This window comes from Sphingosinicella sp. BN140058 (assembly GCF_004135585.1).
Lineage (GTDB): Bacteria > Pseudomonadota > Alphaproteobacteria > Sphingomonadales > Sphingomonadaceae > Allosphingosinicella.
In genome coordinates this window covers 315,286-329,036 of sequence record NZ_CP035502.1, presented here as the reverse complement: position 1 = coordinate 329,036, position 13,751 = coordinate 315,286, and the positions used below count along the sequence as shown (strand labels likewise).

16 protein-coding genes are annotated in these 13,751 nt (G+C 62.1%); all 16 read left to right on the top strand.

All coding sequences use genetic code 11. The features are described 5' to 3' along the window. The first annotated feature begins 1 nt into the window (after position 1). The 16 genes from ETR14_RS27940 (at position 2) to ETR14_RS27865 (ending at position 12,669) form a co-directional block, all read left to right on the top strand. Positions 2-967, top strand: coding sequence for a site-specific DNA-methyltransferase (locus ETR14_RS27940; RefSeq protein WP_243455974.1), 966 nt, complete (start codon positions 2-4; stop codon positions 965-967). 245 nt (positions 968-1,212) lie between these two features. Beyond that, the gene (locus ETR14_RS27935; RefSeq protein ID WP_129393490.1) at positions 1,213-2,325 is read left to right on the top strand and encodes a phosphoadenosine phosphosulfate reductase family protein; all 1,113 of its coding nucleotides are present in this window, start codon (positions 1,213-1,215) and stop codon (positions 2,323-2,325) included. A 42-nt stretch (positions 2,326-2,367) separates the two neighbouring features. Continuing rightward, entirely contained in the window at positions 2,368-3,096 is a 729-nt protein-coding gene (locus ETR14_RS27930; RefSeq protein ID WP_129393487.1) for a hypothetical protein, read from the top strand. 26 nt (positions 3,097-3,122) lie between these two features. Then, positions 3,123-3,476 carry a Rap1a/Tai family immunity protein gene (locus ETR14_RS27925; RefSeq protein WP_129393484.1) on the top strand — a complete coding sequence of 118 codons (354 nt, stop codon included), beginning with the start codon at positions 3,123-3,125 and terminating at the stop codon, positions 3,474-3,476. A 17-nt stretch (positions 3,477-3,493) separates the two neighbouring features. After that, positions 3,494-4,234: an MT-A70 family methyltransferase gene (locus ETR14_RS27920; protein WP_165356688.1), complete on the top strand. Its 741-nt coding sequence runs from the start codon at positions 3,494-3,496 to the stop codon at positions 4,232-4,234. 18 nt (positions 4,235-4,252) lie between these two features. Continuing rightward, positions 4,253-5,371, top strand: a complete 1,119-nt coding sequence (locus ETR14_RS27915; RefSeq protein WP_129393478.1) for a hypothetical protein — start codon at positions 4,253-4,255, stop codon at positions 5,369-5,371. Positions 5,372-5,503: 132 nt separating this feature from the next. Next, positions 5,504-5,758: a helix-turn-helix transcriptional regulator gene (locus tag ETR14_RS27910; RefSeq protein WP_243455983.1), complete on the top strand. Its 255-nt coding sequence runs from the start codon at positions 5,504-5,506 to the stop codon at positions 5,756-5,758. 178 nt (positions 5,759-5,936) lie between these two features. Continuing rightward, positions 5,937-6,437 carry a single-stranded DNA-binding protein gene (gene ssb / locus ETR14_RS27905; RefSeq protein WP_129393473.1) on the top strand — a complete coding sequence of 167 codons (501 nt, stop codon included), beginning with the start codon at positions 5,937-5,939 and terminating at the stop codon, positions 6,435-6,437. Positions 6,438-6,488: 51 nt separating this feature from the next. After that, positions 6,489-7,358 carry a DNA/RNA non-specific endonuclease gene (locus tag ETR14_RS27900; RefSeq protein WP_129393469.1) on the top strand — a complete coding sequence of 290 codons (870 nt, stop codon included), beginning with the start codon at positions 6,489-6,491 and terminating at the stop codon, positions 7,356-7,358. A 10-nt stretch (positions 7,359-7,368) separates the two neighbouring features. After that, the gene (locus ETR14_RS27895) at positions 7,369-7,629 is read left to right on the top strand and encodes a hypothetical protein (protein WP_129393466.1); all 261 of its coding nucleotides are present in this window, start codon (positions 7,369-7,371) and stop codon (positions 7,627-7,629) included. Between the two features lie 3 nt (positions 7,630-7,632). Then, positions 7,633-8,307 carry a hypothetical protein gene (locus tag ETR14_RS27890; RefSeq protein WP_129393463.1) on the top strand — a complete coding sequence of 225 codons (675 nt, stop codon included), beginning with the start codon at positions 7,633-7,635 and terminating at the stop codon, positions 8,305-8,307. A gap of 84 nt (positions 8,308-8,391) precedes the next feature. Continuing rightward, the gene (locus ETR14_RS27885; RefSeq protein ID WP_129393460.1) at positions 8,392-8,715 is read left to right on the top strand and encodes a hypothetical protein; all 324 of its coding nucleotides are present in this window, start codon (positions 8,392-8,394) and stop codon (positions 8,713-8,715) included. Positions 8,716-8,828: 113 nt separating this feature from the next. Further along, positions 8,829-9,029, top strand: coding sequence for a hypothetical protein (locus tag ETR14_RS27880; protein ID WP_129393457.1), 201 nt, complete (start codon positions 8,829-8,831; stop codon positions 9,027-9,029). A gap of 212 nt (positions 9,030-9,241) precedes the next feature. After that, positions 9,242-10,441 (top strand): AAA family ATPase, encoded by a 1,200-nt coding sequence (locus ETR14_RS27875; RefSeq protein ID WP_129393454.1) that lies wholly within the window; start codon positions 9,242-9,244, stop codon positions 10,439-10,441. After that, positions 10,438-11,472, top strand: coding sequence for a ParB/RepB/Spo0J family partition protein (locus ETR14_RS27870; RefSeq protein WP_129393451.1), 1,035 nt, complete (start codon positions 10,438-10,440; stop codon positions 11,470-11,472). The genes ETR14_RS27875 and ETR14_RS27870 overlap by 4 nt, the downstream gene beginning before the upstream one ends. A gap of 102 nt (positions 11,473-11,574) precedes the next feature. Further along, complete coding sequence (locus ETR14_RS27865) at positions 11,575-12,669, top strand: replication initiator protein A (protein WP_129393448.1); 1,095 nt, start codon at positions 11,575-11,577, stop codon at positions 12,667-12,669. The last annotated feature ends 1,082 nt before the right edge of the window (positions 12,670-13,751 follow it).

The following is a 13,751-nucleotide window of genomic DNA, read 5'->3' as shown; positions in this document are numbered from 1 at the left end:
CATGGAACGCGACGGCAACGCCTGGCGCCTCACTGATGCCGGCAGCGCACACCTGACACGCGCCTTCCCAGGGCGGCCGGTCACCGTCTTCCTGACCCCCAACGGCTGCGCGCTCTGGGGACTTGCCGAGGAGGCCGCCAGCGTCATCGATCACGGCTCGGTTCGACTTCTGCTCACTTCACCGCCCTACGCGTTAACCACCAAGAAGCGGTACGGGAACGAGGTCGGTCAAGATTATGTAGACTGGCTCTGCTCGATCATCGAACGTCTGATGCCGGTAATGGAGAGCAACGGCTCCCTTGTCATCAACTTGGGAGATGCCTTTATCCGGAAGTCTCCTACCGTTTCCCTGTACCAGGAGCGAGCCATCATTGCTCTGCAGGATCGCCTAGGCTTGCACCTCTGCCAGAAGCTTCATTGGCACAATACCTCAGCTCTACCAGTGCCTTCCCGCTGGGTAGGCGTCGAACGAGTGCGACTGAAGTCTGCCGTGGAGACCCTGTGGTGGCTATCGCCGGAGGACCGGCCCTATGCTGACAACCGGAACATCCTCCAGCCCTACAGCGATCGCATGCTCGAGCTCATTGCGAAAGGCGGCGCTGCCCGGAGCAAACGGCCGTCAGGTCACGCCTGCCGCGAAGGAAGCTTCTCAGTCGACAACGGCGGCTCTATCGCACCCAACCTTTTCACCATAGCAAACTCAGGCGACCAAAGCTACACACGCTCGTGCCGCGCCGCGGGCCTCCCGCCGCACCCCGCACGCATGCCGATCGAGCTCGCATCCCGGCTGATCAAGTTCCTCAGCCGCCCGGAGGAGGTCGTCTTCGACCCGTTCGGCGGCTCTGGATCGACCGCGCGCGCCGCTGAGAGCCTCGGACGGAAATGGATCACGACGGAAGCGCTTCGCGAATACGTCGAGGGCGCCAAGCTACGCTTTGCCGACGAACTCCTCCCCGCAGCCGCCTGAGCGACCCCGATGCCGATCAATGCATATTATCTCCTCGGCTCCTGCCGAAACGAGGCTGAGCGCGACAAGGGTCGCCTTTTTCACGCAGTCCCCGCGGGCGTAAGCAGCGCTCTTTGCGGAAGAGAGCCTCGGCGCCGATCGGCGGGGTGGGCAATGCATCCGTCGCAAGTCGGCGCCAGGTCGGACATCAACTGTCCTGCCTGCTTGAAGCGCCTTCGCGCCCCCTCCGACGTCGACCACACCTCATGACCTATCAGTTCGCTATCGACGACCGGATCGAAGCAGCAGCGCGCTCCGGGGCGATCTTCGCGCTTAACCTCAGCGGCGGGAAAGACTCCACCATGGCCGCGCATGCGGCCAACGCGATCCTCGACCGTCTCGGCCACGACCGATCGCGCCGCCTGGCAATACACGCAGACCTAGGTCGCGCTGAGTGGAAATCGACACCGTCCACGATCGAGGCCCAGGCCAGACAGATCGGGCTCCCGCTGGTCGTGACCCGCCGCACCGCCGGCGACATGGTGGCGCAATGGGAGCAGCGCTATGAAGACGGCTGGGCGCTCTATCAACAGCTGAAGCTCGGCCGGCTCCGCGGCCCCTGGTCTAGCTCCGCTCAAAGATTTTGCACCTCTGGTCAGAAAAGAGAGACCCTCCACAAATATCTCTCCACGACCTACCCTGGCGCGACGATCGTCTCCGTCCTCGGCATTCGCCACGAGGAGAGCGCCAAACGCGCCCGCACGCCGATCTCCAAAGTCGACACAAAGCTCCACCGGAAGCGGGCCGGTACGAACGGCATTCTCTGGCATCCAGCGGTCCACATCACGACAGACCAGGTCTTCGCCTACCATGCCCAGCACGCTCTCCTGCTCCACGAGGCCTACAGGCGCTATAACGCATCGAGATTGTCCTGCGCCTACTGTGTAATCGCCAGTCTGCGGGACTTAAAGATAGCCGCCAGCGTGCCCGCAAATCAGGATCTTTTTCACCTTCTTGTCGACATGGAGATCACCACCGGATTTTCCTTCCGCCAGGGTGGCTGGCTCGCCGACGTGGCGCCGAATCTCCTCTCGCGAGATCAGGAACTTCGCCTGGCAGCCGCCAAGACTTACGCTGCCGAGCGCAGGGAAATTGAAGCGCATATCTCTGGAAACTTTCTGGAAACATCTTCTGGCCTACCTTGGCCGCTGAGGATGCCGAGCCACGACGACGCAGCAGCGATCGCCGAGGCCCGACGCCTCAACTCCTGTTGGACGGGCAGAGGTCTACAATTCCTGACCACGGCAGCGGTGAACGACGAGTTTGCCCGCGTGATCTCAGCCCGCCGCGTAGGGACGGCAGTTTCGATCGCTCACTGATCGAGCGGCGAAAGCAAGCGCCCCGACGCAGGGACGGGGCTTGTGACCTGGGGGCATGGGGTTCCTCAGGATGTTTTCCGCCACCCGGCGGATGCGAGGGGAATCGCGTTTATGTCTCAAGTTGTACTTGCCGAAGTCGTCGGGGAGGAACTCCCACCCCGTTCCATCAAGAGGGTGCCAGTCGGCACCAATGCCCTCGATCTCACATCCGCGGAGCGTAAGCTGCTCCACGAGATCACTGTCATTTTCGAGGGCGAGAATGACAATACGCATGCCGGCCGCGGCAAGCTGCACATCAGCGGGCTCAGCACGATCCACCAAGTTCGCGCCATGCATGCGGCAATCGTAGGCATCGAAGCCCTGCTCACCTACAACACGAACGCCTTGATCCAATCAGCCCTCATGGGGCTCATCGAAGCAGACGAGATCCAAGGCGTCTCTCCCTACATCTTTGACAAGCAGGACGACGCCGGCCGACACATCGTGCCGCCGCAGCGCGCAGGCCTCATCGATCTTGCAAACCGCCTCGGCCGGGCCACGCGGCCTGGCCGCCAGGTGGAGATCGACCGCGCAAAGTGCCTCCGCGCCCTCGTCTGCGCGGCTATTGCGGCGGAGCGCGGCCTCACGCACCTAATCAAGCACAACTTGGGCGTGATCATCCGAACCGTCCACGACGAAGACTCCGAGCTCCGTTCACAGGTCAAGTGGACGGACGAGCTTGAAGGCTTTGCCCGCCGCCACGTCCGCTCGACGATGGTCAAAATGCCGTGAGCTTTGGCGCGCTCATTTGGCTCCTGGTGAGCGCCGCCAACCCGGCGCCGACCGTCTCCACACCGGTCGGCGCCGAAATGGCAGACAAACCCACCACGGAGGTCCGCGACGCGTGCTTCGACGGCATGAACGGCGACGCAGCCGCCCGCCGCGCCTGCGTGAAGGCCATTCTCGTCCATGCCGAAGCAACTCGCGTCGACCAGCTCGACCCCGAGTTCAAGAGCAGCTGCCTCGTCATACCGCGCGTATCCTACGGCGACCTCGTCTGGAAGTACGTGGAATGGCTGGGCGAGCACCCCGATGCGGAGCAGAAGCCGGCCTCCACCACTATCAACGCAGCGATGCTCGACAAACTCCCCTGCGGTTGGACCTACCGGTAACCGAAGGGGAGAATGAAATGCTGACGGAAAGGGGGCTTCAAGCGCCGGCGAGGTGGTCACTCGCCCACCCCTTCGCCAATATCCGCTCGCTCCGCGGTCCAGTGCCGCTTGACCTCGTCGGCGGCCCGCGTGAGCGCTATGATCTAATCTACGCCGATCCCCCGTGGGAGTTCGAAAACTACAGCGAGGCCGGGGAAGATCGAAATGCAAAGAGCTGGTACGACTGCATGTCGCTCGAAGAGCTAAAGGCTCTCCCGATCGGCGACCTAGCCGCAGACAATTGCATGTTCGCCTGCTGGGCCACCTGTCCGATGTTGCCGGAAGCATTGGAGTTAATTCAGCACAATGGATTTCGCTACGTTACCATCGGGCACGTTTGGGTGAAATTGAATAAAAGAGTAGGTCTGCGCCGTATCGTGAACCTTCTTGTCGACGTGTTCATGAGCACCGGGTATTGGACTCGGCAGAATGCCGAATTCATTATCCTTGCGTCCCGTGGCTCACCCGTACGTGACTCCCGGTCTATCCGGCAGGTTGTTTTTGAGCCTCGCGGAAAGCATTCCGAGAAGCCTCTCGTGTTTCGTCAGCACCTTGAGAGGCTCGTCGTCGCCGACCGTCGCATCGAGCTCTTTTGCCGTCATGATGCGACTGATACGTGGGACGCCTGGGGCAACCAGGTCGGAGCACACGCTGCCGGCACAATCAAGAAACGCCGCCCGGCTCCGGCCGTTTTCCCCCTCTTCGATCTAGCCGCGTAGCCGAGACGGAAGCACCTCATGTCCGACAACAATCACGCCGAATTCTTCGCTCACGCGCAGGGATCATTCCTCGCTGCCTTGCTCTTCGCCAACTCGGTTCTATCCGAAGGTACGACGTTCGAAAGCATCACCGAAGGCTCTGGCGCAACGCTTCGGGAGGTCATCCGCTACCGCGGCGACAGTTGCTGGGGCGACGTCATCCGCTCTCGTGACGGTCTCGCCGTCACGATGATCCCCAACGTCGGCCAACTGCCCGCAAATGCCGTTCCTCGACGTCTCGTCTTCCCGATCGGCAACTGGCAAGCGTCTCTCCTCATCACGACGCCAAGCGCGGAGTTCGTTGCGGATGGCGGGAAGCCATTCCTCATGCGCTTCGCCCGCATGATCGATGCCCAGCAGCAGCCCGGATCTGCGCTCACGATCGGCGCCGACGATGAGCTCCGACTTCTCTGGCAGCGCGAGGCTTCGGCCGAGGAGTTGAACCAATCCAAAGATAACGAGCAACTCTCCCGGTACCTCGACCTTGAGCTCGCTGCCCAGAACGTCTCCGTCTTTACCCAGCATCCCGCCTTCGACCTCGCCGGATCCGCGTTCCTCATCGATCATCATGGTCGCGCCCGTCCCGCGGATGGCGAAAGCCTCACGCGCCATCTCGCCCGCCTCGCGGCCGGCGCCAACCGGCTCGCTCCTACTCTCTCGTTCATGCGCAGCAATGATGGCGGATACCCACCGACCTACTTTGTCCGGCCCTTCGCCTTCACTCTCAGCCTTGCCGAAGACGCAACGCGCGCCAAGTCCGAGGCTCTGGGCGCCTCCTTGCGCTTCGCCGCCAAGGAAGCGGGCAACGACCTGCTGGCATCCTACCGCGGCTATTTCGTTGTGACAGCTGGCTCTTCTGATGCGGCGCTCGCTGCTGCCTGGCATGCGCTCCAGCGCGACTGGACGACGGCAGCTGCAGATTTCGATCAGCCGCTCCAGGTCGATCGACGGGTCACTCGCCAACTCGGCGAGCAGTTCGACGTGGAAATCGATCTTCGGGCCGAGCCGGCCGCGGTGAGCGCTTACGCAGAGAAGGGCCAGTTCTCGATCCTCCCGCAGGAGGCTGCCTCATCGACAGATGAGCCCGGCCATGTCTGAGCACCCGTTCGCTCTCAAGGCCCATGCCGAAAAGCTCAACGGACCCGACCACGTCCCGGTCGCTCCGGTCCGCCGCGCATTGCGCGCGAAGCCTACGCCGGCAACGAACAGTTAGAACGGAACCACCTCGTGATGACCGTTGACCCCGATAGCATTCGAAGCCGCGGCCGCCCGCGCGGTCCCGCCAAGCCTTTCGTGCCGATCCCGCTGCGCGGCCTTCGAGCGCTGCGGATTGAAGCCAGCCTCACGCTAGAGAACGTGGGCGCTCTCCTCGACGTGAACCGCGCACATTACCGCAAGTTTGAAACCGGCGCGGTGCGGCTCGACATCAACCGTGCCAAGATCCTTGCCGACTATTTCGGCGTGCCGATCGAGGGACTTCTTTAAGCCTCGTCAACCTAAGGCACCATCGGCTGCGCAAAGATCCTGGCATGGCAGGATTTTCCTGCATCTCGCGTTGCCGAAAGATCCACAGCTGCTATGATTTTATACATGGGGAAGGTTCGAACCCGGTCCGACCCTTTGGTTCGAATGAAATAAGTCACCAATCCAGGAAGGACAGGTTATGCATCTCAATCAGGTCGAGCTGCTCGGCAATCTCGGCTCGGATCCGGAAATCCGCTCGCTGAACAACGGCAAGGAAGTTGCCAACCTCCGGCTCGCCACCACCCAGCGCTGGAATAACGAAGGCGGCGACCTCCAGGAGAGGACTCAGTGGCACACCGTCACCGTGTTCAGTGAGCCCCTCGTCAAGCTTCTCAAGAGCTACGCACGAAAGGGCAATCGCATCCTCGTCAAAGGCCAGCTCGAATATCGTGAGTGGACCGACAAAGACCAGCAGAAGCGCATCAGCGCTGAGGTCGTCCTTCGCGGCTACGATGCCAAGGTGATCCTCCTCGATCGAAACGAGACTGCCGGCGATGGCGCAAGTCCGGCGCAGCAGCGCCAGGGCGCCGCTCAGGCCAACGGCCACAGCAACAGCCAGGCAAACGGCTACGCCCGTTCGCCACTGCCTCCCATGTCTAACGACATCGACGAAGGCCCCTTCGGCGACGTGCCGTTCTAGGATCTTAAACCTCATGCAAAGGGTCGCCGAGCACCTCGGCGGCCCTTTCTCATGCTTTCTGCCAGAAAAGTTCCTGCAGCATCGACCGACGGCCAAGGCACCGGGTCGATCTGCTCACCGGATGAGATCATGCGTCTTCCTCGCACGTTCATTCCCGCACTCATCGGCCTCGCGATCGCCGCCTGCTCGCCGCCCGTGGCAACGGTGCGCGAGCCGGCTACCGCAACCCAGGAGCGCTCCGCAGCAGAATGCCGCGGTCTCTATCTTGGCGGCAGCGAGCCAAGCCTTCCTCCATCTCAGGCAGCCGATGCAGATCGCCTGTGCTTCGAGACCTTTGCGGTACTCCACTCTCCGCGGACCCGGACAGCGCTCTGGTCTGCAGAATTCCTCTCCGAAGGGATTGTGCGCCAAGCCCGCCGTCTCGAGCGCACAAGCGACTTCTACTCCGAGCCCGGCCTAGCAGCTCCCGCACGCGCCAACCTTGAAGACTATCGCCGCTCCGGCTTCGATCGTGGGCATCTCGCTCCCTCTGGCGATATGCCGACTGTCAGTGCTCAACAAGAATCCTTTAGCCTGGCGAACATCGTTCCTCAGAACGGCACACTCAACCGTGGGGACTGGGCCGATCTCGAGAGCGATGTCAGGGACACAGCCCAGCGCTATGGCGTCGCCTACGTGGTCACTGGGCCAATGTTCATAGGCGACGAGATCGACACGCTCCGAGGCCGGGTCGCCGTCCCAACTGTCCTATGGAAAGCAGTGCACGTCCCCGGTCATGGAGCAGTCGTCACCGTGGCGACAAACGAGCCACAGAGCCGGTTTGAAGTTATGACGGTCGGCGCCTTCACAGCGCGCTACGGCATCGATCCCTTCCCCGCTCTCGCCGCAGCCGATCGCGGCATCTTGCTCAAGCTGCTCTAAGGACAAGCCCATGCCAGAGTTCATCCCATTCGCACCAACACCGCAGGAGACCGACATCCGGGCCGCGCGCGATAGCGGCATCACCATCTCCAGCGAGCCCGGCCAGGTCGTCTTCTACGGCAGCCTCGACATCACGCCGGATGCGGAAGGACTTGCCGCGGCTCGATCTCTCCGGGACATCGTCGACGCCACAATTCGGCGTATCGAAGCAGGAGGCTTCGAGCAGGAAGCAACCGAGCCTCCTGTGCGCCGCCCGAATCCGCTGGGATAAGCCATGAATCCCGCTGGACCGCTCCTCGACAATGATCATCTCTTCGCGGAGATTTGCGCTCGCCTGCGCGCGCGGGACCTCTTCGACGAAGACGTCACCTGGTCCGAGAACGTCCAGCCGCCGACGGAGCCCGATGCGTTCGCTCGAGAGACAATTTTCGTTATCGCGAACAGCGGTATGCACCACGATGTTGCTAGGCAGATTTACCAGCGCTGCTTGGGCGCGATCGACCGTGGCGAATCCTGCACCACCGTGTTCGGACATGTTGGCAAAGCGACGGCCATGGACCGCATCTGGGCGGACCGCGCTGACCTCCTCGCCGGCTACAACGCCGCGGATGACAAGATTGCCTTCTGCCGATCGCTTCCTTGGATCGGAGGGATCACCTGCTATCATTTGGCCAAGAACTTCGGCGCGGCGGTCGCCAAGCCTGACGTTCACCTGATGCGGCTTGCTGAACGCCACGCCACAAACCCCCAGGACCTCTGCGCAGCACTGGCGGAGCGCACCGGCTACAAGATCAGCACCATCGATCTCATTCTCTGGCGCGCGTGTGCTGTGGGCATCCTCGACGGGAACACAAGCGAGCTCGTTGCACCTAAGCCACCCGCTCCTCCCCCAGAGCCGTATCAGCAGCCCTTGTTCCAGCCGGTCCAGGCAGAGATGTTTCCTTTTTAGCGGCTGACGAGATCCAAGAGGTGCCCTCTCTGCTCCCGTCGTTGCTCAGATCCTGTTGGCGTCTGGCTGAGAGGAAAGAGGAAGATGGTCCCTGAGATCGAGACGGTGAACTATTCTGGTCACCGGTTTAGCGCGTTCCACGTTCGCCAAGCGCCTGAGAGCGCCCCCGGCTGGTTCGTCTTCGGACGGAACAGTGAAAAGTACGGCACCAATCGGGACGGCTCCGGCGCCTATATCATGCTCTGCGCGCGGCCGGCCGTACGCCGGCGGCACCACCCTTTCTATAATGGGCCTGTACGACGCGGCTGGCACCGCAAGCGCGATGCGCAGCTCATAGCTGACACAATGAACGCGATCGCTTCAGTCGCGGCATTCGCCGCGGCGATCCCGGCCCTAATCCGCGCCTGATCCGAGGACGAAACATGCATACCATCTCACCCTCCACCAGAGCTGAAAGCCAGGCCGCCCTGCCTGCCTTCAAGGCGGTCCTCAGGCCTGACGCCCTTGAGCTCTTCGAGAAGATGGAAGCCCGAGCTGCGGCCGACGCAGACTATTCCGCTGCACTCCTCCATTATATCTTGGACGGGAGCACGTTGGAGCTGCGCGAGCTCGCACGGCCGTTTGACGATCCGATGCGCAGTCCCTTCTTCAACGTGGTCTGCAGCATCGACTCTGCCCATCTTCACTTCCGCCTCGGGCGCACCCAGGCACGATCGGCCTAAGTCCGTCAGCGTCATCTCCGACGAGCGTTCTGATGCTTTCCCCATGCTCCAGCAGCTGGACCGACTCTGAGCCAGGGCCGCGCTAATCCATCGTAGCATTACGGGCGACGAAGCGTCCCGTTGACGAACTCGCCCTTTTTCAACATACATGTCCGGAACAATGGCCGTGCTGGCGTCCTTTTTGGCGAACCGGCAGGCAACAAGGGGGTTTTATGCTACTCGCCGAGCACCTTTTGGATCAGATGATCACCGCCTCCAAAGAAGCGCGCAGCATCATCCGTCAGGCCGCCATCGATCCATCTGATAAGAAGACGCTTTCCATCGAGATGGGAGCAACCGTAGCCGCAGATCTCCTCGGCCGCACTCCCGAAGCTCTGGCAAAAGCAGAAGCCCGCGGGCGTCTTCCCACCCCAAAGATCGGTGGCAACGGCCGCCGCTACTACACCGTGGAAGATCTCGCCGTGATTCGCGAGAAGCTCGGCATCCACGTCGGCAAACAGCCTGACGAGGAAGCGGTCGTGATCGCCGTCCAGAATTTCAAAGGTGGTGTCAGCAAATCGACTACCACCAAGCACCTCGCCGACTATCTCGCCCTTCGCGGCTACCGGGTCCTCGTCGTGGACTGCGATCCGCAGGCCTCCACCAGCACAATGTTCGACGTGGATCTTGAAGCGCTGCTCGACGACGTCGACACGCTCTCGAATTACCTGTCTCCCCGCGTCGCGGAAGCGGAAAGCTTCAAACGAACCATCCGCCCGACGTTCTGGCCGAATATCGACATCAGTCCCGCCAACCTCGGGCTCCAGGACGCGGAATGGGAACTCACCGCTTCGATCGAGGCGGGCCCTCAAGCTATCGCCGGCGCGTTCCGAAAGCTCCGCATTGGCTTAGACGAGGTGAAGCATGACTACGACGTCATCCTTCTCGATCCGCCGCCCGCGATGGGCTTTCTGGGCGTCAACACGCTCGTAGCCGCGCACGGGCTCCTCGTGCCAGTTCCGGCTCGCCAGCTCGACTATCTCTCGACGATCCATTTCATGGAGACCGTCAAAGAGGCCATGCGGCTGGTGGCCAAATTCGACGAGACGATCGACTATGCCTTCGTGCGCGTGGTCTGCACCATGTTGAACCCGAGCCGCCCGAATGAGCGCCGGATTCACCGCATCATGGAGAAGACCTACGCCGGCCGTCTCCTCGCCAATCCGATCCTGCACTCCGAGGAGATCAAGAACGCTGGTGTGGCGATGTCCTCGATCTACGAGATGAACAAGGCTTACGGCTCCCATCAGACCTACTTGCGTTGCCGCGACAATCTCAATGCTGTCTTCAGGGAAGTCGAGGAAGAGATCCGACGTCAGTGGAATTCCCGCTCTGAAGAGCTTGGCGGCTTGCGCCTGACGGAGGCCGCATGAGCGTCCGTCGCCGCAGTCTGCTGGACGACGCGATCGACCAAATCGGCTCGACCCACCCAGCCCCAACCGACTCCCCACCGCGCGCCGCGGCGCCGAAGGAAGGCACCGACTTTCTCACTCGGCGCGGCGCCGCTTTCGACGAGATCGTGCGGACGGTCAAAACGCCTACGATCAAGCTCAAGCCGGACGAATGTTCGATCTGGCCTGGCAACGCTCGGGACTACGAGGCTCTCACCTACGACCGGTGCGAGACGCTTGTCGAATCCATCATCAAAGAAGGCCGAAACCGCGAGCCGGCAGTCGTCCGCCGGACGCCCGGTGCGGAGAAGCCGTACGAGCTCATCGTCGGCACCCGTCGCCACTGGTCGATCGCATGGTGTCACGCGAACCATCATTCTGAGATCGACCTCGTCGTTCGGATCGAGCAGCTCGACGACGAAGCGGCCTTCCGTCTCGCAGACATCGAGAACCGCGAGCGCGAAGACGTCTCTGACCTCGAGCGTGCTCGCAATTACAAGAATGCGATCGAGACCTTCTACGGAGGCGTGCGACAGAAGATGGCCGACCGCCTCGCCATTCCCAAGCAACGCCTTCATGAACTGCTCCAACTTGCGGAAATCCCCGACGTCATCGTCGGGGCCTACGCCAGCCCCATGCACATCAAAGTTCATCACGCAGGGAAGCTCCTGCCCCTCCTCCGCGCTCACACGACACAGCTGTTGCTAGAGCATGAAGCAGGGCGCCTGACGGAAGAGCAAGCTGCACGCAGGGACGCCAGCCAGCCGCCAATCGAGGCGCCGCAGGTGTTGGCAAGGCTCATCGCTGCTACTGTTCCAAAACGCGGGCGCCCGGCCAAGCGCCCTCCCCTCGCAACGACATCAGGCGTCGCTGTTGGGACACTCGTCAGCAATCATCCGACCAAAGGTTTGGTGCTCAAGGTCATGCCTGGCGAGCCCCTCTCAGTCGACGAGATCCTCGAAGCCCTCAGGCCAGCCATCGCCGACGCCAAGTTCAAGAAGCGGTCTGCGTGATTTCCGCCACTATGAAAATGGCCGTTTTCGCAGCACATTCAGTAGTTTGAGCCAAAAGTCCGGAATTCCGGACTTTCACGCGGAATGAGAGAGGGTTCGACCATGCCACTCGGCAAGACAGAGGGCTTCGACGCACAGGTCGACCTCTTTCTCCCCCCGATGACGAGCCTTCCGATCCGCGATCAGCGCGAGATGATGGAACGGCCCTTTTTCGCGATCACCAAAAGTAAGCGGACCAAGCCGATCATCTATCGGAGCCCTTGCGGCCGCATCCAAGTCCACGTTTCAGGGAACTCCGAGTACGGGATCGCCACGATCTACGACCTCGACATTCTAATCTACTGCGCTTCCCTACTGATCGAGCAGAAGCGCGCTGGGGTGAAGGAGATCCCACAAACGCTCTCAATCATCCCGTACGACCTCCTGAAGACGATCCGCCGGCACCCTTCGGGTCGAGCATACGAGCTGCTGGGTCAGGCGCTTGACCGCCTTCAGTCCACCACCGTCAAAACAAACATCCGCGCCGTCGATGAGGTCGAGCGGACCTTCTCTTGGATCGACAGTTACACGCAGCTTCGTGACTCGAAGACGGGCCAGATCAAAGGTATGAGGATCACCCTGTCGAAGTGGTTCTACGAGGGCGTCCTCATGGAGGGTGGCGTGCTCGCTATCGACCCTTCGTACTTCGATCTCGAGGGACCCACCGAGCGCTGGCTCTATCGGGTTGCGCGTAAGCACGCAGGCGGCTGGGGCAGCAAGGGCTTCAGCATCAACCTCCCTACTCTCTTCGAGAAGTCTGGGTCGGACGCCATATACCGCAAGTGGAAGGCGAAGCTTAAAGCTCTCGTCCAAGACCCCTCATTCGCCCTGCCGGGCTATTCCGTACATTGGCTCGAGCGGTCCAACCAAGAACCTCAGCTGCACCTCGTCAGAGACTCCGAGGAGCGCCTCCTCGACGGCGACATCGCCGCGCCCGTCCCCCAGGTCGATGCGGTCCCCTCCTTCCCCTCCGGCTCGATCCGGTTCTCGCCTTTCTCCGCGATCGCCCAGGCGAACCTCCCACATCCGCAGCCAGATCACGGCGGCGTTGCGAATGCATTCCGGGCCTGGTGCCAACGAAAGGGGATCCCTCTTCAGTCTCACAGCATCTGTGAAACCTTCGCTGGCTTCTGCCGCACCCAGCACCCGGCTGACTAGAGGCGGCGATCTCCGGAGCCACGATACTCCGGGGACACCTCCTGAAACGGTAGATCCCCAGCCAGACTGAACCGTCGCTGCCCCATTTCCTCCCGTCCCCAGAGTATCGTGCCTCCTCGGTTTAGCTCCGCTCAATCTCGGAGGCTCCGTGCGTCCCTTGGCCAGCCAGGAACCCAGGCTGGGAGCAGATCCCCACGAGCGTCTCCCGCTTCAACTGGAGCTCGGCCAGCCGGATCCTCGTATTGCGACGCCTAACATTTCATCGCTGCTGGTCGACGCGCCTCCAGGACCGTCCCCTTCCCGGCCGCACGCCCCGCAGCCTCGACCTCCGAAACGATCGGCGCGTGTCCAAGAGCACTCTCGGGCGGCGGCAGACCCACTCGGCCGGCCGCCGGTACCAGACGTCTGCGCGGCCCCTAACATCGCTGCCGCTACCTCAGGAAGCACGCCTCGATCTTCCAGCGCAGCGCACGCCCCCTCTCCTTTCGCTCCCCGCAGCCCGCACAAAGCGTCTCCGGAGTATCGTGCCATGCGTATGGCGCAGCCTGTGTAGCCGCAGCGCGATCCCGGCGTGCCTCCCTCAGCAACCCGTGACTCTGCAACGCGAGCGAATTTGGCCCCTCTCGGACATCCCTTTGCCGCCAGCTCCTTAGAATGCAGAGCACGAGGTTCAGCCTCGCGATCTCTATGCACCGCGGCGCCCGGCCCGGCCGTCCCCGGAGTATCGTGCCTTTCCGGACTCGAGCTTGATGCAGAAGCCCGCCCAGCGAGGCCGCAGGCCAACGCGGCTAGCCTCCAGAATTGGGGCTTTCGCGCTATCATTGCCGCGCTACGGCGCGATTCCACCACTATGGCAAGCCCCCGGAAATGGCAGTTTTCCGGGCGCTTACGGCGAAAGTCCGGAATTCCGGACATCTCCGCTTCGCCCCCCTGCTTCCGGACCGTCCCCAGAGTATCGTGGCTTTCCGGAGTTGACCCCAGTGGGGAGAGCGCCCGTGCGTTCGTCCAGCGCCGAACGTTTCGGCTACACTGGCGGAGGCGAACTACCCCATCGACCATCCCCGAATGCCGTTCCGACCCGC